The 25,583-nt window shown below is 69.3% G+C and carries 25 protein-coding genes; 15 read left to right on the forward strand and 10 right to left on the reverse strand.

The annotated features are described in order from the left end of the window. Window positions 1-242 precede the first annotated feature (242 nt). Genes AC6CCG_RS01970 through AC6CCG_RS01990 form a run of 5 tightly spaced genes read left to right on the forward strand, consistent with a single transcriptional unit; the run spans window position 243 to window position 6,429 of the window. The gene (locus AC6CCG_RS01970; protein ID WP_496652764.1) at window positions 243-1,787 is read left to right on the forward strand and encodes an ABC transporter substrate-binding protein; all 1,545 of its coding nucleotides are present in this window, start codon (window positions 243-245) and stop codon (window positions 1,785-1,787) included. Window positions 1,788-1,791: 4 nt separating this feature from the next. Beyond that, window positions 1,792-2,784, forward strand: a complete 993-nt coding sequence (locus AC6CCG_RS01975) for a carbohydrate ABC transporter permease (RefSeq protein ID WP_496652765.1) — start codon at window positions 1,792-1,794, stop codon at window positions 2,782-2,784. After that, window positions 2,781-3,677 (forward strand): carbohydrate ABC transporter permease, encoded by an 897-nt coding sequence (locus AC6CCG_RS01980; protein WP_496652766.1) that lies wholly within the window; start codon window positions 2,781-2,783, stop codon window positions 3,675-3,677. Before AC6CCG_RS01975 ends, AC6CCG_RS01980 begins: the two co-directional genes overlap by 4 nt. A 19-nt stretch (window positions 3,678-3,696) precedes the next feature. Next, window positions 3,697-5,229 (forward strand): arylsulfatase, encoded by a 1,533-nt coding sequence (locus AC6CCG_RS01985; protein ID WP_496652767.1) that lies wholly within the window; start codon window positions 3,697-3,699, stop codon window positions 5,227-5,229. A gap of 45 nt (window positions 5,230-5,274) precedes the next feature. Then, window positions 5,275-6,429, forward strand: coding sequence for a hypothetical protein (locus AC6CCG_RS01990; protein WP_496652768.1), 1,155 nt, complete (start codon window positions 5,275-5,277; stop codon window positions 6,427-6,429). A 3-nt stretch (window positions 6,430-6,432) separates the two neighbouring features. Here AC6CCG_RS01990 and AC6CCG_RS01995 read toward each other — a convergent pair whose 3' ends face one another. Both AC6CCG_RS01995 and AC6CCG_RS02000 read right to left on the reverse strand, forming a co-directional pair. Continuing rightward, window positions 6,433-6,840, reverse strand: a complete 408-nt coding sequence (locus AC6CCG_RS01995; RefSeq protein WP_496652769.1) for a TIGR03618 family F420-dependent PPOX class oxidoreductase — start codon at window positions 6,838-6,840, stop codon at window positions 6,433-6,435. A 17-nt stretch (window positions 6,841-6,857) separates the two neighbouring features. Beyond that, complete coding sequence (locus tag AC6CCG_RS02000; protein WP_496652770.1) at window positions 6,858-8,258, reverse strand: DUF4032 domain-containing protein; 1,401 nt, start codon at window positions 8,256-8,258, stop codon at window positions 6,858-6,860. Window positions 8,259-8,358: 100 nt separating this feature from the next. On the opposite strand from AC6CCG_RS02000, the gene AC6CCG_RS02005 reads away from it, so the two are divergent. Next, entirely contained in the window at window positions 8,359-9,234 is an 876-nt protein-coding gene (locus AC6CCG_RS02005) for a DUF559 domain-containing protein (protein WP_496652771.1), read from the forward strand. Between the two features lie 102 nt (window positions 9,235-9,336). Here the strand turns inward: AC6CCG_RS02005 and AC6CCG_RS02010 are convergent, their stop codons facing one another. Both AC6CCG_RS02010 and AC6CCG_RS02015 read right to left on the reverse strand, forming a co-directional pair. Then, on the reverse strand, window positions 9,337-10,431 hold the full coding sequence (locus AC6CCG_RS02010) for an ABC transporter ATP-binding protein (protein WP_496652772.1): 1,095 nt from the start codon (window positions 10,429-10,431) through the stop codon (window positions 9,337-9,339). A 151-nt stretch (window positions 10,432-10,582) separates the two neighbouring features. Then, window positions 10,583-11,980 (reverse strand): L-serine ammonia-lyase, encoded by a 1,398-nt coding sequence (locus AC6CCG_RS02015; RefSeq protein WP_496652773.1) that lies wholly within the window; start codon window positions 11,978-11,980, stop codon window positions 10,583-10,585. 91 nt (window positions 11,981-12,071) lie between these two features. Here AC6CCG_RS02015 and AC6CCG_RS02020 point away from each other — a divergent pair, with 91 nt between their 5' ends. Continuing rightward, window positions 12,072-12,791: a phosphotransferase gene (locus tag AC6CCG_RS02020; RefSeq protein WP_496652774.1), complete on the forward strand. Its 720-nt coding sequence runs from the start codon at window positions 12,072-12,074 to the stop codon at window positions 12,789-12,791. Window positions 12,792-12,793: 2 nt separating this feature from the next. Further along, window positions 12,794-13,486 carry a nucleotidyltransferase domain-containing protein gene (locus AC6CCG_RS02025; RefSeq protein WP_496652775.1) on the forward strand — a complete coding sequence of 231 codons (693 nt, stop codon included), beginning with the start codon at window positions 12,794-12,796 and terminating at the stop codon, window positions 13,484-13,486. Here the strand turns inward: AC6CCG_RS02025 and AC6CCG_RS02030 are convergent. After that, window positions 13,476-14,390 (reverse strand): formylglycine-generating enzyme family protein, encoded by a 915-nt coding sequence (locus AC6CCG_RS02030; protein WP_496652776.1) that lies wholly within the window; start codon window positions 14,388-14,390, stop codon window positions 13,476-13,478. The two genes, AC6CCG_RS02025 and AC6CCG_RS02030, sit on opposite strands and share 11 nt — an antisense overlap. Before the next feature lie 86 nt (window positions 14,391-14,476). Here AC6CCG_RS02030 and AC6CCG_RS02035 point away from each other — a divergent pair, with 86 nt between their 5' ends. Continuing rightward, the gene (locus tag AC6CCG_RS02035) at window positions 14,477-15,010 is read left to right on the forward strand and encodes an NUDIX domain-containing protein (protein ID WP_496652777.1); all 534 of its coding nucleotides are present in this window, start codon (window positions 14,477-14,479) and stop codon (window positions 15,008-15,010) included. A gap of 85 nt (window positions 15,011-15,095) precedes the next feature. On the opposite strand, the gene AC6CCG_RS02040 is transcribed toward AC6CCG_RS02035, so the two are convergent. Both AC6CCG_RS02040 and AC6CCG_RS02045 read right to left on the reverse strand, forming a co-directional pair. Beyond that, window positions 15,096-15,914 (reverse strand): MerR family transcriptional regulator, encoded by an 819-nt coding sequence (locus AC6CCG_RS02040; RefSeq protein WP_496652778.1) that lies wholly within the window; start codon window positions 15,912-15,914, stop codon window positions 15,096-15,098. Next, the gene (locus AC6CCG_RS02045; protein WP_496652779.1) at window positions 15,911-17,182 is read right to left on the reverse strand and encodes an MFS transporter; all 1,272 of its coding nucleotides are present in this window, start codon (window positions 17,180-17,182) and stop codon (window positions 15,911-15,913) included. Before AC6CCG_RS02045 ends, AC6CCG_RS02040 begins: the two co-directional genes overlap by 4 nt. Window positions 17,183-17,310: 128 nt before the next feature. On the opposite strand from AC6CCG_RS02045, the gene tdh reads away from it, so the two are divergent. The 3 genes from tdh (at window position 17,311) to AC6CCG_RS02060 (ending at window position 20,398) form a co-directional block, all read left to right on the forward strand. Continuing rightward, a complete protein-coding gene (gene tdh / locus AC6CCG_RS02050; RefSeq protein WP_496652780.1) occupies window positions 17,311-18,336 on the forward strand; it encodes an L-threonine 3-dehydrogenase in 1,026 nt (341 codons plus the stop codon). Between the two features lie 57 nt (window positions 18,337-18,393). Beyond that, window positions 18,394-19,548 (forward strand): glycine C-acetyltransferase, encoded by a 1,155-nt coding sequence (locus AC6CCG_RS02055; protein ID WP_496654380.1) that lies wholly within the window; start codon window positions 18,394-18,396, stop codon window positions 19,546-19,548. Window positions 19,549-19,660: 112 nt separating this feature from the next. Then, window positions 19,661-20,398 carry a D-Ala-D-Ala carboxypeptidase family metallohydrolase gene (locus AC6CCG_RS02060; RefSeq protein ID WP_496652781.1) on the forward strand — a complete coding sequence of 246 codons (738 nt, stop codon included), beginning with the start codon at window positions 19,661-19,663 and terminating at the stop codon, window positions 20,396-20,398. Between the two features lie 3 nt (window positions 20,399-20,401). Here the strand turns inward: AC6CCG_RS02060 and map are convergent, their stop codons facing one another. Then, on the reverse strand, window positions 20,402-21,166 hold the full coding sequence (gene map, locus AC6CCG_RS02065; protein ID WP_496652782.1) for a type I methionyl aminopeptidase: 765 nt from the start codon (window positions 21,164-21,166) through the stop codon (window positions 20,402-20,404). Between the two features lie 75 nt (window positions 21,167-21,241). On the opposite strand from map, the gene AC6CCG_RS02070 reads away from it, so the two are divergent. Then, on the forward strand, window positions 21,242-21,505 hold the full coding sequence (locus AC6CCG_RS02070) for a helix-turn-helix domain-containing protein (RefSeq protein ID WP_496652783.1): 264 nt from the start codon (window positions 21,242-21,244) through the stop codon (window positions 21,503-21,505). Between the two features lie 106 nt (window positions 21,506-21,611). Here the strand turns inward: AC6CCG_RS02070 and AC6CCG_RS02075 are convergent, their stop codons facing one another. Then, complete coding sequence (locus AC6CCG_RS02075; protein ID WP_496652784.1) at window positions 21,612-21,950, reverse strand: winged helix-turn-helix transcriptional regulator; 339 nt, start codon at window positions 21,948-21,950, stop codon at window positions 21,612-21,614. Window positions 21,951-22,058: 108 nt separating this feature from the next. Between AC6CCG_RS02075 and AC6CCG_RS02080 the strand changes: the two genes are divergently transcribed. Further along, a complete protein-coding gene (locus AC6CCG_RS02080; protein ID WP_496652785.1) occupies window positions 22,059-22,472 on the forward strand; it encodes a RidA family protein in 414 nt (137 codons plus the stop codon). A gap of 160 nt (window positions 22,473-22,632) precedes the next feature. Here AC6CCG_RS02080 and AC6CCG_RS02085 read toward each other — a convergent pair whose 3' ends face one another. Continuing rightward, window positions 22,633-24,825: an alpha-amylase family protein gene (locus AC6CCG_RS02085; RefSeq protein ID WP_496652786.1), complete on the reverse strand. Its 2,193-nt coding sequence runs from the start codon at window positions 24,823-24,825 to the stop codon at window positions 22,633-22,635. Window positions 24,826-24,902: 77 nt separating this feature from the next. On the opposite strand from AC6CCG_RS02085, the gene AC6CCG_RS02090 reads away from it, so the two are divergent. Beyond that, complete coding sequence (locus tag AC6CCG_RS02090) at window positions 24,903-25,580, forward strand: GntR family transcriptional regulator (RefSeq protein ID WP_496652787.1); 678 nt, start codon at window positions 24,903-24,905, stop codon at window positions 25,578-25,580. The last annotated feature ends 3 nt before the right edge of the window (window positions 25,581-25,583 follow it).

Genomic DNA, 25,583 nt, shown 5'->3' on the forward strand with positions numbered 1-25,583 from the left:
CACCACCGTCTGCCGGATCGTAACCGAGATGCGCCGTCGGACCGGTTGACATCGACCCGGTGATCAGGTTTGGTGATGCGCATAACCAACCTACGGCAAAGGAGCCGGGTCATGGCAAGCCCGATGAGGAGCCCGGTCGGCTCGATGAGACAGCGCGACCCGTACCCAGTAATGCCTACTAGGATTCTGGGAAATTGTGGCGAGGCGCTTCACCATCAGCTTCCATGCAGAGGAGTCAGACGATGACAACCCGATTGAGCCGCCGGACGCTGATCGGCGGGCTGTCCGCGGTCGGCGCGGCCACCCTGGTGGGCTGCCAGGTCGACACCGGCCAGGGGCCGGGTTCGGAGGCGCCGCGCGGTAGCGAGATCACGATCCCGGACTACGGCACCGAGCTGCCGACCGAGGAGATCACCTTCCGCTGGTGCGACAGCGGCGACCTCAAGTCCGTGTACGAGAAGGCCGTGCTGGCCGCGTTCTCCAAGAAGCACGCCAACATCAAGACCGACTACCAGGGCAGTGGCTGGGAGACCGTGAACCAGGTGGTCCCGCTCGGTATCCGCAACGGCAGTGCCCCGGACATCTTCGCGGTGCCGAACAACGTGCCGGCCGCGACCGCGGTCAACGAGGGCTGGGTGCAACCGCTGGAGCAGGTGATCCCGGACTTCGAGGCCTGGCGAGCCAACTTCGCCGAGACCGCCTTCGTGCCCGGCGTGCACGTCTTCAACGACAAGATCTATTCGTTCCCGCTGAGCTCCGACCGGCGACTCGAGTTCATGTCCTTCTACGACACGGCCAACCTGGCCGCGGCCGGGATCGACGACCCGGTGACCCAGCTCAAGACCTGGGACGACCTGCACGCGGCCCTGACCAAGGTGGTCGCGGCCGGCAAGGTCGGCATGATCATCGGTGCCGACAGCCTGGGCGGCGTGGTGACGATGCTGGCGCAGAGTGCGGGCTGGGGCAAGATCGGCGGTCCGATCCCCGGCATGGACCCGATCACCGGCGAGTACCGCGTGGATGCGCCGGAGGTGTTGCAGGCGTTCGAATTCCTGCAGAAGCTGGTCACCGACAAGCTCGTCGTGCCCGGCTTCCTCAGTCTCAAGATCGCCGACGGCCGGGCCCAGATGCCGGCCGGCAAGGCGGGCATGATCTTCAACGGGCCGTGGGACATCCCGGCCTGGAAGCGGAATGCGCCGGACTGGAAGTACGCGATGGGCCCGGTGCCGAGTCCGGACGGCAACACCGATTGGGTGGTGCCGTTCGCGCAGAACGGGGCCAACAACCCGTGGGTGTACGCCAAGACCAAGTATCCGACGGTCGCCGGCCAGCTGCTCAACTACATGGGCAGCCCGGACGGCCAGAAGATGCTGGTCATCCTGAGCGAGGGGAACCTGGTCTCGCTGAAGCAGGAGAACAACGACGCCGCCGACCAGCCCGGACTGCTGGACGCGAACGCCAAGGCGGCCTCGGACCTGGCGGCCAAGATCATGAAGGCGGCGCCGCAGGCGGCGATCCGCAACCCCGCGGTGGCCCAGGTGACGCTGCTCCGCAAGGAGGTCCAGCCGCGCTGGCAGGACCTGATGGCCGGCATCTTCACCGGGCAGCTCAAGGGCTCGCCCGAGCAGCTGTTCGCCGAGTTCGGCGAGAAGCAGCAGGCGTCCCTGGAGACCGCGATCGAGGCCGCCCGCAAGGAGGGTGCCGAGGTCTCGATCGATGACTGGAAGTTCCCGAACTGGGACCCGACCAAGGACTACACCAAGGCCGACTACGACGAGCTCGGGTGATCAGGTGACGATCGCCCCCACCGTCGGAGATCTGCAGCAGCGGGTCCAGCGCCGGGTCGGCGGCTGGTACGAGCGGGTCAACGCCCGCTGGTGTTACCTGTTCCTGCTGCCGGCGTTGATCTTGACCGCGATGTTCACGTTCTACCCGATGATCATGTCGTGGGTGTTCTCGACCATGCGCTGGTCCGGCTTCACCGAGCAGATGACGTTCGTCGGCCTGGACAACTACGCGGAACTGGTCCAGGACCCGATGTTCTGGTCGGCCTTCGGCCGGTCGGCGATCTTCATGCTGGTCGGGACGCCGATCCGGGTGATCCTGGCACTGCTGGTGGCGATCGTCCTGAACCAGAAGGCGATGCGCCTGTCGCCCGTGTTCCGGACGATGTTCTTCCTGCCGGTCACGGCCGCGGCCGCGGTGATCGGCGTGGTGATGACGTTCGTGCTCAGCCCGAACAACGGTCCGCTGAACACGGTCCTGGTCGGTTCCGGCCTGGTCCAGCAGCCGGTCGAGTTCCTGTCCGACCCGGGCCTGTCGCTGTGGACCGTGCTGCTGGTGCACGTCTGGAAGAACTTCGGCATCACCATGATCTACTGGCTTGCCGCGCTGCAGACGATCCCGCAGGACTACATCGAGGCGGCCCGGATCGACGGCGCCGGGATGTGGGGGATCCTGCGGCACATCCGGCTGCCGATCCTGCTGCCGTTCGCGGTGATCATCATCATCCTCACCGCGAAGGACAACCTGCACGCGTTCGGCATCGTCTGGACGATGACCGGCGGCGGGCCGTACTTCTCCACCCAGCTGATCGAGATCTACATCTACCAGACCGCCTTCCAGCCGGAGATGGGTTCGGTGCCGCGGCTGGGCTACGCGTCGGCCGCCGGCTGCTTCTTCGGCGTCGCGACGTTGATCTTCACCGTGGTCCAGCTCTGGGCCGCGCGCAAGGTGGCCGAGGCCCGGGCCAGCTTCGGCACCGACGGGCGTGATCGATCATGACCGCGACCCTGGCACCGGAGCGGCCGGCCGAGACCAAGCCCCGCAAGATCAAACAGAAGCAGTTCTCCCGGCGGGAGAAGATCTGGGCGGTCGTGATGTCGGCCGTGCTGCTGCTGATCGGCCTGGCCTGGATCTACCCGTTCATCTGGACGCTGTCGTCGTCGGTGAAGAACACCACGGAGATCTTCGGCTCGCTCAACCCGTTCAACCCGGTGCTCCGGATCGGCAACTGGGCCCGGGCCTGGACCGAGGCCGACATGGGCCGGTTCTTCTTCAACTCGGTCTTCGTCACCGCCGGTTCGATCGTCATCTCGGTCACCGTCGCCGCCCTGATGGGGTACGCCCTCGGCCGCTACCGGTTCGCCGGCAAGAAGTGGGTGATCGCGATCTTCGCGCTGGTGATCTTCCTGCCGGAGGGGTACACGATCATCCCGGTGTACGACCTGATCGACGCGCTCGGGCTGTCCGGGTCGCTGTGGGGCGTGACCCTGGCCGAGGCCGGCGGCGTCGGCGTGGTCCAGGTGCTGCTGTTCGCCGGCTACTTCTCCCAACTGCCGCGCGAACTCGAGGAGGCGGCCAGGGTCGACGGTGCCGGCTTCCTGCGCATCTTCGCCTCGGTCTATCTGCCGCTGGCCAAGCCGGTCACCGCGACCGCGGTGATCTTGCAGTTCATGCAGTCCTGGAACTCGTTCCTGCTGCCCCTGGTGCTCACCCTGACCCGGCCCGAACTCCAGACCCTGGCGGTCGGCGTCTACGCTCTCCGGAACGACTACTTCGCCGACTGGGGCGTGATGACGGCGGCGTCGACGATCGCCATGCTGCCGATCGTGATCATGTTCCTGGTCCTGCAACGGTTCTTCGTCGAAAGCATCGCCGGAGCGATCAAGGGATGAGACAAGAGGAGATCTGACTGTGTCAGTGCCGTATGCCCCGAGTACGCGAGCCTCGGGAAGCCGCAACCGCAAACTGGACCGGCCGAACGTGATGTTGATCTGCGTCGACCAGATGCGCGGCGACGCGCTGTCCGGGGCCGGGCATCCGGTGGTGAAGACCCCGCACCTGGACGAGATCGCCGACGAGGGCACCCGGTTCGCCCGGAACTACTCCGCGACGCCGACCTGCGTGCCGGCCCGGGTGGCGCTGTTCACCGGCCAGTCGCAGGAACGGCACGGCCGGTACGGCTATCGCGACGGGGTGCCGTTCACCGAGGCGCATCCGGTCACCATGCAGGGCGTGCTGCGCGACCAGGGCTACCAGACCCAGGCGATCGGCAAGATGCACGTCTTTCCGGAGCGGTCCCGGTGCGGCTTCGACGACGTACGGCTGCACGACGGGTTCCTGCACTTCGGCCGGCGGGCCGGCGGCCGGCACCTGGAGGCGAACGACGACTACCTGACCTGGCTGCGCCGCCAGCCCGGGATGGACGCGCACGCCGACTACTTCGACGACGGACTGGGCTGCAACTCGCAGCTCGCAATGCCGTGGAACCGGGACGAATACCTGCATCCGACCAACTGGGTGGTGCACGAGACGCTGGACTGGCTGCAGCGGCGCGACCCGACGGTTCCGTTCTTCAGCTACGTCTCGTTCCACCGGCCGCATGCGCCGTTCAACCCGCCGCAGTGGGCGTGGGATCAGTACATCAACCGGCCCCGCGCCGATCCGCCGCGCGGCGACTGGGCCGACGCGTTCGAGGAGTTCCGCCGGGACAACTACCACCAGACCAAGTTCGGCCGGCTCGACCCGGAGACCCACCACCGCACCGTGACCGGCTACTACGGCCTGATCACGCACATCGACATGCAGCTGAACCGGCTGTTCGAGGGGCTGGCCGACTACGAGCTGCTCGAGGACACCGTGATCATCTTCACCTCCGATCACGGCGACATGATGGGTGATCACGACATGTACCGGAAGTCGGTCGGCTTCGAGGGCAGCGCTCACGTACCGCTGATCGTGCGGCCCGCCCCGAGGTTCTCGCCGGACGCTCCGCGCGGCCAGGTGATCACCGAGGTCACCGAGCTGCGCGACATCATGCCGACCGTGCTCGACTTCGCCGGCGTCGAGACGCCCGACACCGTGGACGGCGCCAGCCTGAAGCCGTTCGTCACCGGGACCGCCGCGCCCGAGGTCTGGCGCCGTGACCTGCACGGTGAGCACACCCATTTCGATCAGTCGCTGCAGTGGGTCACCGACGGGAAGCGCAAGTACCTCTGGGCCTCGGCCAAGGGGATCGAGCAGTTCTTCGATCTCGAGGCCGACCCGCAGGAACTGCACAACCTGATCGACGACCCCACCCGGGCCGCGGAGATCGACGACTGGCGCGGACGCTTGATCAACTACCTGGACGGCCGCGAGGAGGGCTACGTCGCGAACGGCGAGTTGATCACCGGGCGCCCGGTCCAGTCCGAGCGCTCCGACATCACTGCGCTGGTGACCGCCTGATCTCACGTCAGCGTCACGTCAGTGGCGCTGGCCAGGATCCGGACCATGTCCGGTTACGTCCCTCGACAACCGCCTCCGCCGCGGAGCGGCCTGATCGCGCTGATCGTGTTGTCCAGCCTCGCCTTGATCGCGGCCGCGGTGTGCGGCGTCTTGATCATCCGTACGAACTCCGGGTCGCAGGCGGTCGTGCCGACCGGCCGGGAGTCTCCTGCCCCGGCCGAACCGTCGGACGCCGGACCGTCGGCTCCCGGCGACCCCTCCGGCCCTCCTGCCGAGCCGAGTCCGGCAGGTCCGCCGAGCACGCCGGCAACCCCGACGAAGACGTACGCGAAGATCGAGGACACCGGGGGACCGGCACGCGGTCAGGCCGAGGCCCTCAGCAAGCTGCTGCGGGCCCGAGGGCTCAGCTGCTCCGACGAGAACCTCGCCAAGGTCTTCAGCCGCACCTGCTCCTGGTCGGGGTTGGGCACCTCCTCCGTGAGGGTGGAGTTCATCGGACCCGTGGACGGCACCCTCGGTGAGGTCTCGGTCACTGTCGATCATGGCTACGGCTTCGACGAGCCGCCCTTTCCCGACGTGACCTTCGAGGCCCTGGTCGAGGACTTCATCGCGTCCGCGGGGTTGGACTCGACGGACGCCACGACCGTACGCAAGCGATGGGCTGAGGAAAACGCCGAGTTCGACGTCACCTGGGGCGAGGTCAAGCTGGACCGCGGTCATCAGGGGGATGGCGACATCCGCTTCTGGCGGTCGGGGTGGGATCAGCCGAAGGTGACCGGTGCCACGCTTCCGGGGGACCTCCGGCTGGTCGAATCGGCCGCGACCGGGCTCGGCTACCGGTGCAGCCGTGAGGAGTTCAGCCTCGAATGCGTTCGCAGCCAGGGCGGCACGCTCGAACTCTCGGCCGGCCGGGCTGTGCCCAAGGGCCTGGACCAGCTGCACGTCACGGCGGACACCGGGAGGGAGGACGGCGCGACGGAGCTGGCCCTGGCCGACCTCAGCGCCGTGCTGGACGTCCTTGGCGGGGCGAGGGCCGCGGCGGCGAAGCAGTGGTTCACCCAGAACCGGGGCGCCGCCGGCGGGATCGCGTACGCCGGCGGGATGCAGGCCCGCTTCACCCTCATCGAACGGGAGGAGTCGCACTGGGCCCAGCTCGGCCTCCGGACGCCCTGTCGCGGTCCGCGAGGCTCCTTCTGCTGATGGTCAGCCGGCGAACTCGCCCCAGCCCCACCAGCTGCGGATCTCGGCCCGGGCGCTGAACCGGGACCGGTCCCGGTTCCCGTACGGGTTTCCGGTGTAGTGCTTGGCCAGCGCGTCGATGTCGGCCAGCCCGGTGTCCTCGGTGATCTCGACGACGTCGAGCTGCAGCGCGACGTGGGAGTACCAGGCGTCCAGCGGGAGGACGTCCAGCGCGCACCGGGGATCCCGGCGGACGTGCTTGAGCCGGACCCGTTCGGCGTCGAAGTTGATCAAGACCCGGTCGTCGTCCTCGAGCAGATACCAGGTGGCCGCGGTGATCGGCCGGCCGTCCTTCGTGGTGGTCGCCATGACCGCCGGATTGGCCTTCCTGAGGAAGTCTCGTACGTCATCGGGCAGGGTTGATGCTGGCATGCCGCAACCCTAAGTGATCACTCTCGGGCCTTCTGCTCGGCCTTCCTGCGCAACGCGGCGATGTCGAGGAAGCCGACCGTCGCCTCCGGGCCGGACGCCGGTGCCTCGTCGCCGTCCTCCCACGGGTCGTACGGCTTGGTCTGATCATCGTCGGCGAACCCCTGCGACGGGTCGTACGGGTTCGCCAGGGCGGGCCCGTCGTCGCCGGTCGCCGACACGATCGCCTCGTCCGGCAGGCCGCGGAGCACCGTGCTGACGTACGACTCGATGGCGTCGATCATCGGCACCTCGTGCCCGGCCTGCTCGGACAGGAACCAGCGGTGCTCGAGCACCTCGTGGTACAGCTCGGCCGGCTCCAGCTTGCCGCGCAGCTCGTGCGGCACCGCCTCGACCACCGGCTCGAACTCCTCGGTCAGCCACTGGTGCGCGACGATCGACTCGTCGGCGTTCTGCTGGTCGGTCCGGGCCCGGAAGTAGTCGAGATCATTGAGCAGCCGACGGGCCTGGTTCTCCTCGGTGTCGAGCCCGGTCAGCCGGAGCAGTCGCCGCGAGTGGTGCCCGGCGTCGACGACCTTCGGCTGGATCCGGATCGTCGAGCCGGCGAAGTCGGTGGTGATGTCCAGCTCGGCGACGTCGAAGCCGAGCGCGTTCAGCCGCCGGACCCGGCTCTCGATCCGGTGCATCTCGCTGCCGTCGAACTCCTCGACCCCGGTCAGCTCCGACCACAGGTCGCGGTACCGGTTCTCGATCGCCTCGACCAGCACCAGCGGCTTCAGCGCCTCGTCCAGCAGCCCGCCGGCCTCCAGGTCGCTGAACTCGCCGAACAGGTTGGTCCGGGCGATCGACAGGTCGTGCTCGCGCTGCCCGTCGCTCAGCTCCTGGTGCAGCTCTCCGGTCTCGGCGTCCACCAGGTACGCGGCGAACGAGCCTGCGTCGCGCCGGAACAGCGTGTTGGACAGCGAAACGTCGCCCCAGAGGAAGCCGATCAGGTGCAGCCGGGCCAGCAGCACGACCATCGCGTCGACCAGCCGGTTGACCGTGTCCTGGCGTACCCCGCGGGTGAACAGGGAGCGGTACGGCAGCGAGAACTGCAGGTGCTTGGTGATCAGCACCGAATCCAGCGGCTCGCCGGCGCCGTCCACCCGGCCGGTGACCACCCCGACCGGCTCCACCGAAGGTGTGTCCAGGCGGGTCAGGTCGTGCAGCAGCCGGTACTCGTGGATCGCCAGGTGCTCCAGCACCTCCTTGACCGCATAGATCTCCGGCCCGACCCGGACGAACCGGACCACGTGCCGGGAGATGCCGCGCGGCAGCGCGACCAGGGTGTCGGTCGGCCAGTCCTCCAGCGGAACGTCCCAGGGCAGGGTGATCAGCCGCGAGTCCGGACGGGCGGCGATGAAGCGAGGCACGGCACCCATCCTTCCACTCCGCGCCCGGACGACACCCGGCCACGACGGACAACACCTCGACCTGTGGACAACCGCCCCGGCGCGCACCCGGCCGTCGGATGCTCCGGGCATGACTCCAGAACTCGAACGACTGCTGCGCGACGGCGGCGGCGTGATCAGGATCCGCGATCATCCGGCCCAGGCCCGGACCGCGCAGCGGTTGGTCGAGCGAGGGGAGCTGGTCCGGCCGCTGCCCGGGATCTACTGCCACGTCGCCGATGCCGACCGCATCGAGGTCAGGATCCGCGCGGCGAGGCTGTGGCTGCCCGAGGCCGTGATCACCGGACCCGCCGCGGCCTGGCTGAGCTACTGGCCGGAGATCACGGTCCCGTTGATCACCCTCTCGGCGCAGACCCGGCGGCCGGTCCGGTCCGGCTTCCGGATCTGCCGAGAGCGACTCCCTGACGATCTGGTCCTGCGCCATCGCGGCTGCTGGATCACGCGGCCGGCGCTCACCGCGCTCGATCTGGTGCCCTGGGCCGGTGAGCAGGCCATCGACGAGGTACTCCGGACCGGGGCGGCCACGATGGATCAGCTCAAGCTGGCGCTGGCGCTGACCGCCAACCGGGCCGGCAACGGGCTGCGCCGGGCGGCCCTGCTGGATTCGCGGTCCTCTCCGTGGTCGGAGGCGGAGCGGCTGCTGCACCGCATCCTGCGTCAGGCCGACATTCGTGGCTGGTCGGGAAACGTCGTGGTCGAGTGTGCCGGCGAGCGCTACCCGCTCGATGTGGTCTTCCGCTACCGGCGGCTGATCATCGAGGTGGACGGCTACGCGTTCCATCGAGCCGAGCAGCGGGAACAGTTCCATCGGGACCGGCGCAAGTGGAGCAACTTGATCGCCGACGGCTGGACGGTGCTCCACTTCACCTGGGATCACCTCGTGTACGAGGCGGACTGGGTGGTGGCGACGATCCGGCAGGTGTCGTCAAAACTCCGCCAGTCGTGACCTGGAGGCCGTATTCCGCTGTAGCGGTCGAGTTGAGGAGTTCTGGCGACAACACAACGCCCCCGGACAGCGAACCGTCCGGGGGCGTGTGGTGTGACTGGCTCAGTCGGTCAGCCGATCGCCGGTCGCCTGGGAGAACACGTGGATGTGCTCCGGGTCGATCGCGAGGCGAACGGTGACGCCCCGCTCCGGCGGGCGCCGGGACGAGATCCGGCCGACGATCTGCTGCGCGGTGAGCTTCTCGTCCTCGCTCAGCCCCGCGAGGGTGCCGTAGAGGTACGCGTCCGCGCCCAGCTCCTCGACGACGGCCACGTCGACACCGATGCCGGTCTCGCCGAGGTCGAAGTTCTCCGGACGGATCCCGATGGTCAGCGTCTTCTCGTCGCCGGCCTTGGTCAGCACCTCACGCGGAACCGGAACGACGTAGTCGCCGACCCGGACGCCGCCCTCGGACACGGTGCCGTCGATCAGGTTCATCGCCGGCGAACCGATGAAGCCGGCCACGAACAGGTTCTTCGGCTTGTCGTACAGCGACAGCGGGGTGTCCACCTGCTGCAGGACGCCGTCCTTCATCACGGCGACCCGGTCGCCCATCGTCATGGCCTCGACCTGGTCGTGCGTCACGTACACGGTGGTGACGCCGAGCCGCGTCTGCAGGGCCGCGATCTGGGTGCGGGTGGAAACGCGGAGCTTCGCGTCCAGGTTGGACAGCGGCTCGTCCATCAGGAAGACCTGCGGCTGCCGGACGATGGCGCGACCCATCGCGACGCGCTGCCGCTGACCACCGGAGAGCGCCTTCGGCTTCCGGCCGAGGAACTCCTCCAGGCCGAGCAGCTTCGCGGCCTCGAGCACGCGCTGCTGCCGCTCCGCCTTCGGCACGTTGGCCATCTTCAGGGCGAAGCCCATGTTGTCGGCAACGGTCATGTGCGGGTAGAGCGCGTAGTTCTGGAACACCATCGCGATGTCCCGGTCCTTCGGCGGCAGGTCGGTGACGTCCCGCTCGCCGATGTGGATGCTGCCCTCGTTGACCTCTTCGAGGCCGGCGAGCATCCGCAGCGAGGTGGACTTGCCACAACCGGACGGTCCGACGAGGACCATGAACTCGCCGTCACCGATCTCGAGATCAAGGCGATCGACGGCGGGGTGCTCCGAACCGGGGTAGACCCGGGAAGCTTGGTTGTACGTAACGGTGGCCATGCCACATTCCTTTCCACGGGCAGGTACGTGCCCGACGATCCGTAGTGGAAACAGCGGCGCATGGTCGTTGAGCGCGACCCTGCGCTGCCAGCACTCTACCTGGTGCCCCGGGAGGCAGCCAGAGAGCGTTTACCGGAGTGGACTGTGATGATCAGCACTCAACGATGTTGACGGCGAGCCCGCCGCGTGCCGTCTCCTTGTACTTGATCTTCATGTCGGCGCCGGTCTGCATCATCGTCTTGATCACCTTGTCCAGGCTGACCGTGTGCCGGCCGTCGCCGCGCAGGGCCAGCCGGGCCGCCGTGATCGCCTTCACCGAGGCCACCGCATTCCGTTCGATGCAAGGGATCTGGACCAGGCCGCCGACCGGGTCGCAGGTCAGTCCGAGGTGGTGCTCCATGCCGATCTCGGCGGCGTTCTCGACCTGTTCCGGGGTGCCGCCGAGCAGCTCGGCAAGGGCGCCGGCGGCCATCGAGCAGGCCGTACCGACCTCGCCCTGGCAGCCCACCTCGGCTCCCGAGATCGAGGCCGTCTGCTGGTAGATCGAGCCGAGCGCGCCGGCCACCAGCAGGAAGTCCACGATCGCGTCGTCGTCGACGCCGGGCACGAACCGTACCGCGTAGTGCAGGACCGCCGGGATGATGCCGGCCGCCCCGTTCGTCGGCGCCGTGACCACCCGGCCGCCGGACGCGTTCTCCTCGTTCACGGCGAGCGCCCAGAGGGTGACCCAGTCCATCGCGGCCAGGGGATCGCGCACCGAAGGTGCCTCGTCGGACGCAGCGGTGCCCGCTTCGGCGATCAGTTTCTGGTTCAGCTCCGCGGCGCGGCGGCGGACCCGGAGCCCGCCGGGCAGCACACCGGTCGTCGCGCACCCGTTCAGTACGCACTCGGCCATCACCGACCAGATCCGCAGCAGCCCGGCCCGGACCTCGTGCTCGGGCCGCCGGGCGACCTCGTTGGCCAGCGCGATCCTGGAGATCGGCAGGTCGTGCTCGGTGCACAGGTCGAGCAGCTCGGTGCCGGTGCGGAAGGGGTACGGGACCGGAGTCGGATCGGGCACGACCGCAGGGGCGCCGGTGCCGTCGTCGTCGAGGACGAACCCGCCGCCGATCGAGTAGTAGGTGCGGCTGTCCACGAGCTCGTCCCCGTGCCAGGCCGTGAAGGTCATCCCGTTCGGGTGGAACGGCAGCGTCTTGCGGCGGTGCAGCACCAGGTCGGTGTCGCCGTTGAACGGGATCCGGTGCTTGCCCGCCAGCAGCAGCCGGCGCTCGGTCACCGCCTCCGCGGCGCGCCGCGGCCCGGATGTCGTGTCGACCGTTTCCGGGTCCTCGCCCTCCAGTCCGAGCAGCACGGCGTTGTAGCTGCCGTGCCCGTGCCCGGTGGCGCCGAGCGAACCGAACAGTTCGGCCCGGATCCGGGTGACCTCGGTCAGCCGGTCCGACTCGGCCAGCGCCACCGCGAACCGCTTCGCGGCCCGCATCGGCCCGACGGTGTGCGAACTGGACGGTCCGATCCCGATGCTGAACAGGTCGAAAACACTGACGGTCACAGGGCCAGTGTGCTCCCGTACCGACAGTGTGGAGATTCTGGGGCACCAGACACCGCGCAAAGTTCCACATTGTCCGGCCTAGGGTTGCCGGATGCGGAGGATCGAGATCGTCGACGGAGTGGTGCGGCGGCCGGTGAAGCCGTGGACGGCGACGGTCCAGGCCCTCCTGGGTCACCTGTTCGGGCTGGGACTGCCGGTCCCCGAACCGCTCGGGTACGACGATCGTCTGGAATATGTGCGGCTGGTGGAGGGCGACGCGGGTCAGGCGGCGTGGCCGCACCAGGTCGACCTCGGTGGGGTCCGGTCGGCCGGGGCGCTGCTCCGCGCCGTCCATGACGCGACCCGGGACTGGCAACCGCCGGCCGACGCCGTCTGGTCGGTGCCGCACCGGAGCGGGCCGGTGATCTGCCACGGCGACCCGCAGCCGGCGAACCTGACCTGGCGCTCGGGCCGCGCGGTCGGGCTGTTCGACTGGGACGCAGCCAGGCCGGCCGACCCGCTGGACGACGTCGCGTACGCCCTGATCTGGCTGACCCCCTTCACGAGCGATCCGGCGGAGCTCGAGCGTCGCGGCCTGCCCAGGGCTCCGGACCGGCGGGCCCGAGCCGACGCGTTCCTGGACGGCTACGGCTGGGCCGACCCGCTCGACGTGGCCGAGGCGGCGGTCCGTCGCCACGAACTGGCCATCGACGAGGTCGTCTGGCTCGGCGAACGCGGCCATCAGCCGCACGCCGACTGGGTCGCCGAAGGCTGGCCCGCCCGCTGGCGCGAGGGACTGCCGGCCATGCGTGCGCTCCGGGACGAGCTTTGAGCATGGACTACGCAGACCTCACCGAGCGATTCGTCGCAGCCAGATTCCCGACCGCCTTGTTCGCCGTCATGGGTGGCAGCACGGCGGCAGGCACCCGAACCCCAACGAGCGACATCGACCTCCTGCTGCTCGGAACTGAGGGGTTCGGGGATGAAGGGGACAGCCATGCCGCCGTGTACGCGTTCGAGGACGAGGTGTTCGAGGTCTTCGCCTACACGCCTGAGGGATTCGATCAGTGGTCCCGACGCGGGGTCACGCAGTACCGCCCGACGATCGTCCAGATCCTGGTGGACGGCCTCGTCATCCGCGGCGGCCCGGAACTGGACGAACTCCGTGGCCGCTGGCGGGCGACACTCGCCGCCGGACCGGAAGTCGATCGATCCGACCTGGCGACGCGCCGGTACTTGATCACCAACCTGCTGGACGACCTGCGGGACGCCGCCGACCCGCTCGAGCGCCAGGTCGTCGCCGCCAACCTGTTCGAGAAGACCGGTGAGCTGATGTTGATCACCGGTGGGCACTGGATCGGTCTCGGCAAGTACCTCCCGCGGCGGCTTCGTGAGCTGAGTGGGCAGCGGACGGAACGTTTGGCGAAACCGTTGCTGCGCGGCGATCTGGAGACCTTTGCCGATCGGGTGGAGGAGGAGCTGAAGCTCGCCGGTGGTCGGGTGCAGGCCGGATTCGTCAGGCGTTGACGCAGCAGCGGAAGCCGTGGTCGTTCGTGTCGCGGGAGTCCGGCGGGTAGAAGAGGCGCTGGGCTCCCCGGCTGGTGTAGGCCGGCGACAGCCAGGATCCGCCACGCAGTACCCGGCAGTCGCCGGTCCCGCCCGGTCGGGCGGGTCCACTCGGGTTGGTCGACGGGCTGGTCGGGTAGTAGTCCGGGTCGTACCAATCGGCGCACCACTCACGGACCTGCCCGGCGAGACCGACCGCACCGCACCAACTCCGGTCGCGTGGATACCGGCTCGTCGCGGTCGGGCCGTCCAGTTGTGCGACATGATCACTGCGCCAGCCCGGATGTTCGGCATCACCGATCAGCCACCGGCGCCAGTCGTCGTTGTCCTCGAAGGCCCGGCCCGCGATCGCCTCAACCGTGCGACAGGCCGACCGATCCCAGTCATCACCCCACGGAAACACCCGGCCCTCGGGACCTCTCGCCGCGTACTCCCATTCGGCCTCGGTCGGCAGCCGCGCTCCGGCCCAGGCGCAGTAGGCGACGGCGTCCTGCCAGCTGACCGAGCTCACCGGCAGCGCGGCGGAGCCGGGCCGAGGCGAACCCTCCTGCCAGGCGCTGTTCCGCTCGGTGTGCACTGCCGGATCGACCGGCGCCGGATGCCCGGTGCTGATCATGAACCGGTGGAACTGGGCGATCGTCACCGGCTCGCGATACAGCCAGAAGCCGTCCAGTTCGACCCGGTGCGGGTGCAACTCGCCGACCCAGGTGGACCCGCCGACCTGGGCCTCGATCCAGCGCGGATCCCAGCCGTACCGCTGCCAGAGCCGAGCCACGTCCGACCGATCGGACCCCATGACGAAGGATCCCGGCGGGACCCAGACGAGAGGTGCGCCGCCGACCGGGTTCGTCGCACCGTCAGCCATGAAGATCATTCCGTCGAGAGGCCGCTGATCGGGACGTCTGCACCACTCCACCCAATCACGGCACTGGACCCTGACACGATGCCTCGATGGAGCCGTGGATCTTGCTGGGGAGACGGAACGGGTCGGCCGGGTTCGTCCGGGTTCGGGCGGAGCGGTATCGGTTGGCTGACGGTACGGAGTGTGAGTGGGACATCGTCGACGGGCCGGACTCGGTGGCGGTGCTGGCCCTGACCGAGGATTCGCGGGTGGTGCTGGCTCGGCAGTTCCGGCCGGGGCCGGGAGTGGTGCTCGACGAGCTTCCGGGCGGCGGGGTCGGGCCGGGTGAGGAGCCGGCGGAGGCGGCGGCGCGGGAGCTGGTGGAGGAGACGGGCTATGCGGGTGAGGTGGAGGTGGTCGGGAGCACCTGGCTGGCCGGCAACGTGACCCGGCGCTGTTGGACCGCGGTGGCGACCGAGTGCCGACGCGTGTCCGAGCAGCAGCTGGACGGGGAGGAGCAGGTCGAGGTGGTGCTCCGGGAGCTGTCCGCGTTCCATGATCAACTACGGGCCGGCGCACTGACCGATCTCGGGCATGGCTACCGGGCGCTGGATCATCTGGGGCTGCTGCCCGCCGCGAGGTGAAGGTGCTGCCCTGAGCCTGTCGAGGATCCGACAGACCCAGCCCGCAACGACACCGGGCCCCCTGCCGGCTCATACCCGGCAGGGATCACCGGTCGTCAGAAGTCTCACCTGCCTCACCGGTTGCGTGCGGCACCGACACGCCGCGAGCGGCCTGCTCGGCGATCCAGCCGACCGCGAGAACCAATGCGCGGTGCTGAGCGGGCGAGAACTGGTCGAAGAAGTCGGCCAACTGCGGGTCGTCCAGGTCGACCGGCTCGCCGTCACCGCCGAGCAGGAGATCGGTCCCGTGGTCCAGTGCGTCGTCGGCCGTGCGCCGGGCGAACTCGGCCACCCGTGGATCGTCCGGATCGGCGTCGGCGAGGGTGAGGAAATCGGCGTGCGAGCGGGCGAAGTCCTCGGCCCAGCCGGGCCGGTCGATCATGCTGCGGTAATACGCCGTGAGTGGCTCGGCGGCCGCCGGCTCGTACGTGATCGACAGCAGGATCAGCTCCTGCTCGAAAGCCAGCGCGGCCGGCGGCAGGCCGGAGTCGCGCAGTTCCTGGAAGATCTTGGCCAGCGGCGCCGGCAGGGTCGGATCGAGTTCGGTCTCGAGCTGGCGCCGCAGCTCCCGGCGAAGCCGTCGCAGCCGCCGTTCCTCGTCGGCCACCCGGCGCTCCGCGATGATCATCGCCGAACGCCAGGCGCCGGAGCCCGGCGGTGCGGTGATCACGTCGCGGACCTCGGCCAGCGACAGCCCGGCGTCGCGCAGCTTCTTGATCTTGACGAGCGTGATCAGCTCGCGAACCCCGTAACTGCGGTAGCCGTTCGGTTGCCGGCGCGGCTCCGGCAGCAGCCCTTCGGCGTGGTAGTGCCGGACGGCCCGCGGCGTCGTACCGGCCAGTTCGGCCAGTTCGCCGATCTTCACCCGTCCTCCTCGGTCTCCGTGCTGCGGTCCAGGTTGCGCAACCAGGGCGAGAGCAGGCTCGCCGCCGTGATGATCAACCACAGCACGGCCAGCGTCCAACCGGCCGCCGCGACACCCCACTGCTGGGCGATGAATCCGGCGACCGCCATCCCGACCGGCGCCGCGGCGAGGGTGCCGGAGTTCTGCAGGCCGAGCACCCGGCCGTACGCCTGCTCGGGGATCCGGGCCGTCATCACGGTGGTGAACACCGGGGTGAAGAAGCCCGAACCCGCGCCGGCCAGGACGGCCGCGGTCAGCAGCACCGGGTAGGGCGGGAAGATCATCATCGCCACCAGCCCGGCGGCCATCACGACCAGGCCGCTCGCCGTGACCACCCGGTTGCTGATCTTGGTCCCGAACAGGCTGTAGCCGCCCGCGCCGACCAGCCCGCCGACGGCGATCGCGCTGAGCACCGGACCCATCAGCGCCGGCTGCCCGGCGTTGGTGAACCAGGCCGGCAGGAGCAGTCCGACCAGCGGACCGATCACCAGGATCGCGCCGACGGTGAGGCTGCACAGCCACAGCACGACCGGTTCCCGGCGGAGGATCCGCAGCCCTTCCCGCAGATCGGCCAGGGCCGCCCGCGGACCGAAACCGGCCGGCGCCCGCTCGGTCTCCGGCAACCGGTCGATGCCGCGCGGCAGCAGGGCCGTGGCGAGCGCGGCCAGGCCGGAGGTGAGCGCGGTGACCCAGAGCGCGGTGGTGGGTGCGGCGAAGGCGAGCAGCAGCCCGCCCAGGGCCGGGCCGATCAGCAGGCCCAGCCCGGACAGGCCCTCGTTGATCCCGCTCAGCCGCGGTACGGCGACCCTGCCGGCCCGCGCCACGGCCGGCAGCAGCGCCTCGCGGGCGGTCATGCCGGGCACGTCGAAGATCGCGCCGAGCAACGCCGCCGCGATGAACCAGCCCAGCGACAACCCGACGGTCAGATCGATCAGCGGCAGGGCGGCGATCGAGGCGGCCGAACCCAGATCGGCGATCACGCCGAGCCGCTTCCGGCCGAACCGGTCGACGATCACGCCGCCGCCGATCGCGGCCAGCAGTTGGGGGAGCGCGGTCACGGCGGCGACCAGGGCCGCCGCGCCGACCTGCCCGGTCCGGGTCAGCACGATCACCGGCAGCACGATCGCCGCGAGCCCGTTGCCGAAGATCGACAGTGCGCCCGAGGTCAGGTAGAGGGCCACGGTCCGGCGCGGCGCCCGGACGGCGGTCATGGTCTGCGTCGTCTCCATGCCGTCTAGGGTCAAACCTTGACGCTACGTCAAGGTCAAGCCGCAGGTTAGGCTGACCGCGTGAACACCACCCCACGGAGTTCTTCTCCTCCGCTGCGCTCCCCCGAACAACTCCGCGGGGACCCCGGATGAGAGCGCTGGTGAAGACGGCGGCCGAGCCGGGGTTGCAGGTGGTCGACGTGCCGGAGCCGCAGTGCGGACCGGGTGACGTGTTGATCAAGGTCGCGGCGACCGGGATCTGCGGCACGGACCTGCACATCGCGGCCTGGGACCCCTGGGCCCAGAGCCGGGTCACCGCTCCGCTGATCGTCGGCCACGAGTTCGCCGGCCGGGTGGTCGAGGTCGGTTCCGGTGTCACCGACGTCGCGGTCGGCGACTTCGTCAGCGGCGAAGGGCATCTGGTCTGCGGCCGGTGCCGCAACTGCCGCGCCGGCCGGCGCCACCTCTGCATCAACACCCGCGGCATCGGCGTCCAGGTCGACGGCGCGTTCGCCGAGTACGTGGTGCTGCCGTCCGGCAACGCCTGGGTGCACCGGGACCCGATCGATCCCGGCGTCGCCGCGATCTTCGACCCGTTCGGCAACGCCGTGCACACCGCGCTGACCTTCCCGATGCTCGGCGAGGACGTCCTGGTGACCGGCGCCGGGCCGATCGGGATCATGGCGGCGATGGTCTGCCGCAAGGCCGGGGCCCGGCATGTGGTGATCACCGATCGAAGCGACGACCGGCTCGACCTGGCCCGCTCGCTCGGGGTCAGCCTCGGTGTCAATGTGGACCGTGAGTCGGTCCGGGACGCGCAACGGGCGCTGGACATGAAGGAGGGGTTCGACGTCGGCCTGGAGATGTCCGGCAGTCCGGCGGCGCTCCGGGACATGATCACGCAGATGACCCATGGCGGCCGGATCGCGATGCTCGGCCTGCCCAGCCAGGAGATCAGCATCGACATGGCCACCGTCGTGCTGAACATGCTGACGATCAAGGGCATCTACGGCCGGGAGATGTACGAGACCTGGTACGCGATGTCCGTGCTGATCCAGAGTGGGCTGGACATCTCGGGCGTGATCACGCATCGCTTCCCGTACTCGGAGTTCGAGAAGGCGTTCGCGACGACGGCCGACGGCCGCAGCGGCAAAGTGATCATGACCTGGGAGTGAGGGGAGACCCTCGACAGGCTCAGGGACCGTAGGGAAGGGATGAGGGTGTACGGAGCGATCAAGGATCAACTGGCCGCCGACCTGGCGCAGCTGCGGGAGGAGGGGCTCTACAAGGCCGAATCGGTGCTGACCACCCCGCAGGCTGCCGCGATCGGCGTCGACGAACGGGAGGTGCTGAACCTCTGCGCCAACAACTACCTGGGTCTCGCCGACCATCCCGAGATGATCAAGGCAGCCCAGCAGGCCTTGGACCGTTGGGGATTCGGGATGGCGTCGGTACGGTTCATCTGCGGCACCGCGGAGATCCACAAGGAACTCGAGGGGCGGCTGAGCCGGTTCCTCGGCACCGAGGACACGATCCTCTACAGCTCCTGCTTCGACGCCAACGCCGGCCTGTTCGAGACGCTGCTCGGCCCGGACGACGCGATCATCTCCGACGAGTTGAACCACGCCTCGATCATCGACGGGGTACGGCTCTGCAAAGCGCGCCGGTTCCGCTACAAGAACCGGGACATGGCCGATCTCGAGGCCCAGCTGAGCGCCGCCAAGGACGCCCGTTACCGGCTGATCGCGACCGACGGCGTCTTCTCGATGGATGGGTACGTGGCACCGCTGGACAAGATCGCCGAGCTGGCCGAGCAGCACGACGCGCTGATCATGGTCGACGACTCACACGCGGTCGGCTTCATCGGCGAGAGCGGCGCCGGGACACCGGAACTGTTCGGGGTCCGGGACAAGATCGACATCGTGACCGGAACGCTGGGTAAGGCACTCGGCGGAGCGTCCGGCGGCTACACCGCGGCCCGGGCCGAGATCGTGGAGATGTTGCGACAGCGGTCCCGCCCATACCTGTTCTCCAACTCGCTGGCGCCCTCCATCGCAGCTGCTGCGATCGCCACCCTCGACCTGCTCGAGTCGTCCGCCGACCTGCTCCACCGGTTGCGCGAGAACACCGCCTATTTCCGTTCCGAGATGATCAAGCGCGGCTTCGAGATCCCCGAGTCGGACCACCCGATCGTCCCGGTCATGATCGGTGACGCGGTCGAGGCGGCGCGGATGGCCGACCGGCTGCTCGCGGACGGCATCTACGTGCGGGCGTTCTCGTACCCGGTGGTGCCGAGGGGTAAGGCACGAATCCGGACCCAGCTGTCGGCCGCGCACAGCCGAGATGATCTTGACCGCGCCATCGCCGCGTTCGAGCGGGCTCGTTAGCCGCCGGCAGCGGCCCGGCGAACTCCAGGTGAGTTTCTGACGTAACCATTGACGCTGAGTGTTGAATCCTGACAAACTGCGATCCTCACCATCGATGCGATGGAGGACTGCGATGTTTCGACGATTCCTCTCCGTTGTCTCCGCACTGGCGCTGGCCGTGGTCGGTTCGGTGACGCTTCACATCCTGGCTCCCGAGCGGGCGGCCGCCGACGGCTGCTACACCTGGGGCCGGACCCTGCAGCAGGGCGCCACCGGCGCCGACGTGACCCAGCTCCAGATTCGCGTCGCGGGCTGGGTCGGCTCGGGCGAGAATCTCGCCCTGGACGGCGACTTCGGACCGGCCACGGCCGCCGCCGTCAAACGTTTCCAGACCGGGTACGGGCTCCCGGCGACCGGGGTCGCGGACTCGGCGACGTACACCAAGATCTATGAGCTGCAGGACGACGACTGCACGCCGATCCACTTCGACTACTCGGAGTTCGACAACAACTGCGGCGCCAACAACTACCTGGGCGGCAAGGTCTCAGAAGCGACCGCGAAGGAGAACATCCGGCGGATCATGTGGCAGCTGGAGGCCATGCGGCACAAGCTCGGCGACCGGCCGCTCAATGTGACGTCGGGCTTCCGCAGCGTGTCCTGCAACGAGGCCTCCGGCGGCTCGTCGACCAGTCTGCACATGTACGGGCAGGCGGCCGACCTGGGGTTGAGCAACCCGCCGCAGTGCACGATGTGGAACGCGGGCAAGACCTCCGGCTTCGAGGAGCTGCTCGGCCCGGGCTATCCCGGCCACAATGATCACGTCCACCTGGGCAACAAGGCCAGTCGCTCCTGGTCCGCGCCGAACTGTTGATCATCAGAGCTGGGTCAAGATCATCGGGCCGTCGGCGGTGACCGCGATGGTGTGCTCGCTGTGCGCGGTACGGGAGCCGTCGGCGGATCTGATCGTCCAGCCGTCCGGGTCGTAGCTGATCTGGTCGGTGGTCCGGGCGAACCAGGGCTCGATGGAGAAGGTCAGGCCTGGTCGCAGCTTCAGGCCGCGGCCGGCTCGGCCGACGTTGGACACGTGCGGGTCCTCGTGCATCCTCCGGCCGATGCCGTGCCCGCCGAACTGGTCGTTGATCGGGTAGCCGTAGCCGTGGCCGACCTCGGTGATCGCGGCCGACACGTCGCCCAGCCGGCTGCCCACCTGGGCGGCGGCGATCCCCGCCGCGAGCGCCTCCTCGGTCGCCCTGATCAGCCGGACGTCGTCGGCGGCCGGGGTTCCGGCGATCACGCTGACCGCGGCGTCGCCGGCCCAGCCGTCGACGGTCACGGCCAGGTCGAGGCTGAGCAGGTCACCGTCGGCCAGGGTGTGATCATGCGGCTTGCCGTGCAGCACGGCATCGTTCACCGACAGGCAGATCACGTTGCGGAACGGGCCGCTGCCGAACGACGGGGCATAGTCCCAGTAGCAGGACACCGCGCCGCGGTCCTTGATCAACTGCCGGGCCAGGTGTTCGAGGTCGAGCAGGTTGACGCCGACAGCGACCTCGGTGCGCAGGCGTTGCAGGACCTCGGCGACGAACCGGCCGGCGACGCGCATCCGCTCGATCTCGCGGGCCGACTTCAGGTGGATCATGATCACTCCTCGAACCGGATTCGGTATAACAATACCGGTATTATCATACCGAGAGATCCGGGGTACGGTAGTGGCGTGGTCCGCAATCCGTTGACACCCGAGCAGCTCGAGGCCGGTCGCCGCCTCGGTGCGATGCTGCGTGAGGCCCGCGGTTCGGCCAGCCTGGGCGAGGTCGCGACCGCCGCCGGCATCTCGCCGGAGACGCTGCGCAAGATCGAGAGCGGGCGGCTGCCGTCGCCCGCGTTCGGCACCGTGGTCGCGCTCAGCCGTGCCCTCGGCGTGCGGTTGGACGACCTGGCCGAGGTGTGGCGGCCGACCGAGCTGCGCGCCGCCGGCTGATCGGGTCGGCGTGATGATCGTCGCGCACTGAGGTTGCCGGAAGTGCCCTGGGCCTGATCGGGCCTTGCCCTTCGACAGGCTCAGGGATCGGGTTGCGGCGACGTCGCTAGTCGCGCACCTGATCTCGGTACCAATGCCCCCAGGCCTCCAGCCGGTCGGTGATGTCCTTGAGGCTGGCGCCGATCGGGCTGACCGAGTACTCGACCTTCGGCGGCACCTCGGCGTACACCTTGCGTTCGATCAGGCCGTCGGCCTCGAGTTCGCGCAGTTGCCGGGTCAGCATCCGTGCCGTCACGCCCGGGATGGCGCGGTGGAGCTCGCCGAAGCGGCGGGTGCCGTCCTGGAGGTGGCGCAGGATCACCAGCTTCCACTTGCCGCCGAGCACCTCGGTGGCGGCCTCGACCATGCACTCGTCCGGCGCCGTGGTGGCGATGCGTGGCGGCATGAGCCCTCCTTCGGAAGTCCTGGTCCGAGTCATTCCTATACAAAGTGTACGTATGGCACATCAAAGACCGTACTTGTGAATCGGGACGCTATCGCCGAAAGTCGAATCATGACCACCCTGCAACGCATCAGCACTGAACCCGACTGGTACGAGCCGTACCGCATCTCCCAGGCGATCGAGGCCGCCGGACTGATTCACGTCTCCGGCCAGGCCGGCATCGACGAGCACGGGCGCACCGTCGGGACGGACTTCGAGACCCAGGCCCGGCAGGCCTTCGCGAATCTCGCCGCCGTGCTCGGCCGGGCCGGGGCCGGGCTCTCCGACATCGTGAAGGTGACGATCATGGTCACCGACATGGCCAACCTGGACACGGTGATCAAGCTTCGCGGCGAGTACTTCACCGAGCCATACCCGGCCGACACCCTGCTCCAGGTCGCCGGTCTGGCTCAGTCCGACTGGCTGGTCGAGATCGACGCGGTGGCACTCGCTCCCGACCGGACCGCCCGGGCCGTCAGCGGTTGATCAAGAACGTCCCGAGCGCGCAGGCCGCCGCCATGGCGCCGAACCGGTGCACCGCCCAGAGGTCGGCGACCAGCCCGACGCGCTCCCTCGCCGTCGGGGTCGGCCTTGCCTCCGCGGCGTCGACCAGTTCCGCGCCCCTTGTCGGCGGAGTCTGGAGGGGTCAGAGGGGGAGGACGGCTACCTCGTGGTCGAGGATCTCGTCAACCGTGAACGTGAGCCGGTCGCGCTCGGCGGCGATCGGCACCTCGCCGCCGCGGACCCGGAGCTCGGCGGCGGCCGGCCTCGCGCCCGAGATTCGGAGGGTCACGGTGACCGGGCCGGCGGGGATCAGGTGCTCCTGCCGGCCCGGGACGGTGGCGGTCACGGTCCGGTTGGTCAGGTGCAGGACCAGCCGGCCCTCCTGGCGATAGAGGTTGGCGTTGACCCGGCCGCCGCCGTCGATGATCAAGGTCGGCTCGGGCACCGCCCAGCGGGCCGCGTTGCCGATGATCAAGGCGTGATCGGGCTGCTGGTCCCGGGCGTAGCAGCGATCGAGATCGGCCAGCAGCCAGACCAGGCGGCCACCGTACGGCGTCTCCCGGACGACGATCCCGGGGATCTCGGTGCTGGGCGTGCGCATCCAGGCGGTCTCCGGCGGGAAGATCGGGAAGTCCGGGACGAACGTGGCCAGCACCTGCGTACCTTGATCGACTACGCACTCCCGGAGCCGGCCGCCGAACGGGATCAGGTCGGTCTCGTCCAGCCCGGCCAGGACCGGGTGCCGGACCCCGGCCGGCTCCGGTGCGGCCGGGTCGGCCGGGCCGTCGACCGATCCGCGCAGCTCCGGCGCCAGCCGCAGATAGGTGTGCCGCGGATGTGTCTCGATGCTCGGATCGCCGGGTCCGACGTCGCCCTGGATCGCTGCAGTGGTACGGATTCCAAACAGCTCCGCCAGGCCCGACTCGGCCCGCAGCCCGCCCTCTCCGTCCATCAGCCCGGTGTCGCCGGTCGCGATCACCGAGCCGCCCTGCTCCACGTACCGGCGCAGCGCCGCGAGTTGATCATCGGACAGGACGACCAGGTTGGGCAGCACGAGCGCGGCGAACCGGCCGGCCGCCCGGTCCAGGGCGTCGGCGGGGATCGGCAGCGAGGTGAGGCCGGCGGCGTTCAGGGCCCGGGTCACGCCGCGGTACGGATCCACGGTGGCCTCTGCCGCCCGGTGCCGGCCGGCAAGATCATGATTGCGCTGCGACCAGACCACCCCGAGGTCGGCGACCGGCGTCCGGTCGACCAGGGCGTCGACGTTGTCGCGGTGCCAGCCGAACAAGGGTGCCGCGGTCCGGTACTGCCGGCGGTCGTCGTGGCAGGCGCCGATGTGGTGCCACCACGGCTGGATGCCGCCGGCGAACCCGGCCGTGGCCCAGCAGCGCACCTCGGCCTGCGGCATCGCGGCCACCCGGAAGGCCGGCCGGCCCAGCTGATACTGCGGGGTGCTCTCCGGGATCAGCTTGTCCCAGCCGAGCAGTTCGTGCAGCCGCTTCCCGGCCTCGGTGTTCTGCTCGAACCCGTCGACGGCGTTGCGGTGCTGGTGATCGAGCATGATCAACTCCGACCGGGCCAGGATCTGCCGCAGGTCGATGAACCGCTGGTTGTTGTTGAGCACATCGCCGCTGAGCATCCCGAACCAGCGGCAGTCCGGGCCGCCGGCGGCCACCGCGACCCGGTTGTTCAGCTCCCACAGTTCGGTCCGGACCTGGTAGTTCCAATCGATCCAGGCCCGGTACGCCGGTGCCGACCAGTCATGATCACGCGGCAGCTCCTCGCCGGACTCGCGCCGGAAGCCGGCGACGCAGTGCTCGCAGTAGCAGATCGAGGCCCGCGGCAGGCCGGCCCAGCTGTTGTCGGCGAAGCCGTCCGGCCGGCTCCGCTCGATGATCTCGGTCAGCACCTCGGGGAGGTATTCCTTGTAGTACGGCGAATTGATGCAGGTCACGTACTTGTCGGCGGCCCGGATCGGCTCGCCGGCGCCGTTCCGGCAGACCCAGTCCGGATGCGCGGCGAAGAAGTCCTCGGCCACCCGGTTGGAGTCCATCCGGGCCACCACGGTCAGGCCCTCGTCCCGTGCCGCCGTGACGATCTCGCCGTACAGGTCCCGGTCGCCGAGCGTCCTGGCGCGGTGGTGCAAGGGAAAACGGGACGGGTAGTAGGCGACGATGCCGCCGGCGTTGACGATCACTCCCTGGACCGCCGTCTCCCGCCAGTGCCGGCGCCACCAGGCGTCGTCGTAGCGCTCCGGATCGATCTCGGTCAGGTTGGTCTGGCCCCAGCGGTGGGTCCGTCGATACCAGGGCTCGTTCGTCGGTACGGTCGTCATCGGGCGTCCTTCCGATCAAGATCAAGACGGGCAGGGAGTAGCATGACATGTGTTCTTGACTGACAAGGAGGGTGGTTGTGGCCGTTTCGTTGGAGAACACCTCGCTGACGGATTCGCTGTGCGAAGCGCTGCGGCGCCAGATCATCTCCGGGCAGATCGAGCCGGGGCAGAAGCTGTCGGAGATCTGGGTGGCCAACTACTACGAGGTGGCCCGGCCGACCGCGAAGGCGGGCCTGGACCGGCTCACCAATGAGGGCCTGCTGCGGCGCGGCCGGCGGCAGACCGCGGTCGTCCCGCAGATGTCGGCGGTGGACATCAGCGACATCTACTTCGCCCGGGAGCCGATCGAGGCCCGCGCCGTCCGTACCCTCGCGGAGCAGGGCACGGTGCCGCCGGACGCGGAGCGGGCGCTCGCCCTGATGGGGATGGCGGCCCAACTGGACCAGCACGCCGAGCACACCAACGCCGACATCTCGCTGCACCGCGCCCTGGTCGCGGCGTCCGGCAGCGCCCGGCTGCAACGGATGCACGAGACGGTGATGGGCGAGTCGCAGCTGTGCATCGCGCAGGTGCGCAGCCATGTCGGCCTGGACCTGGTCGAGCTCACCGCGACCCACGCCGCGATCCTGGACGCGATCCGGGCCGGCGACCCCGACGCCGCAGAACAGGCGCTGCGCAACGACCTGCACGGCTGCCGGGAGACGCTGCTCTCCGACATCGCCGAGCGGGAGGCCTCGCTGGCCGGCCCGGCCTGACCA

It is taken from the genome of Microlunatus sp. YIM B11417 (assembly GCF_059617205.1).

Bases quoted from the DNA above. Each gene is read 5' to 3' on its own strand.
- AC6CCG_RS02030 (WP_496652776.1), bottom strand. From the start codon at position 14,390: ATGGCTGACGGTGCGACGAACCCGGTCGGCGGCGCACCTCTCGTCTGG.
- AC6CCG_RS02020 (WP_496652774.1), top strand. From the start codon at position 12,072: ATGCGGAGGATCGAGATCGTCGACGGAGTGGTGCGGCGGCCGGTGAAG.
- AC6CCG_RS01970 (WP_496652764.1), top strand. From the start codon at position 243: ATGACAACCCGATTGAGCCGCCGGACGCTGATCGGCGGGCTGTCCGCG.
- AC6CCG_RS02010 (WP_496652772.1), bottom strand. From the start codon at position 10,431: ATGGCCACCGTTACGTACAACCAAGCTTCCCGGGTCTACCCCGGTTCG.
- AC6CCG_RS02075 (WP_496652784.1), bottom strand. From the start codon at position 21,950: ATGCCGCCACGCATCGCCACCACGGCGCCGGACGAGTGCATGGTCGAG.
- map (WP_496652782.1), bottom strand. From the start codon at position 21,166: ATGATCCACCTGAAGTCGGCCCGCGAGATCGAGCGGATGCGCGTCGCC.
- AC6CCG_RS01990 (WP_496652768.1), top strand. From the start codon at position 5,275: ATGTCCGGTTACGTCCCTCGACAACCGCCTCCGCCGCGGAGCGGCCTG.
- AC6CCG_RS02060 (WP_496652781.1), top strand. From the start codon at position 19,661: ATGTTTCGACGATTCCTCTCCGTTGTCTCCGCACTGGCGCTGGCCGTG.
- AC6CCG_RS02085 (WP_496652786.1), bottom strand. From the start codon at position 24,825: ATGACGACCGTACCGACGAACGAGCCCTGGTATCGACGGACCCACCGC.
- AC6CCG_RS02005 (WP_496652771.1), top strand. From the start codon at position 8,359: ATGACTCCAGAACTCGAACGACTGCTGCGCGACGGCGGCGGCGTGATC.
- AC6CCG_RS02000 (WP_496652770.1), bottom strand. From the start codon at position 8,258: ATGGGTGCCGTGCCTCGCTTCATCGCCGCCCGTCCGGACTCGCGGCTG.
- tdh (WP_496652780.1), top strand. From the start codon at position 17,311: ATGAGAGCGCTGGTGAAGACGGCGGCCGAGCCGGGGTTGCAGGTGGTC.
- AC6CCG_RS01995 (WP_496652769.1), bottom strand. From the start codon at position 6,840: ATGCCAGCATCAACCCTGCCCGATGACGTACGAGACTTCCTCAGGAAG.
- AC6CCG_RS02035 (WP_496652777.1), top strand. From the start codon at position 14,477: ATGGAGCCGTGGATCTTGCTGGGGAGACGGAACGGGTCGGCCGGGTTC.
- AC6CCG_RS02025 (WP_496652775.1), top strand. From the start codon at position 12,794: ATGGACTACGCAGACCTCACCGAGCGATTCGTCGCAGCCAGATTCCCG.
- AC6CCG_RS02045 (WP_496652779.1), bottom strand. From the start codon at position 17,182: ATGGAGACGACGCAGACCATGACCGCCGTCCGGGCGCCGCGCCGGACC.
- AC6CCG_RS02080 (WP_496652785.1), top strand. From the start codon at position 22,059: ATGACCACCCTGCAACGCATCAGCACTGAACCCGACTGGTACGAGCCG.
- AC6CCG_RS01980 (WP_496652766.1), top strand. From the start codon at position 2,781: ATGACCGCGACCCTGGCACCGGAGCGGCCGGCCGAGACCAAGCCCCGC.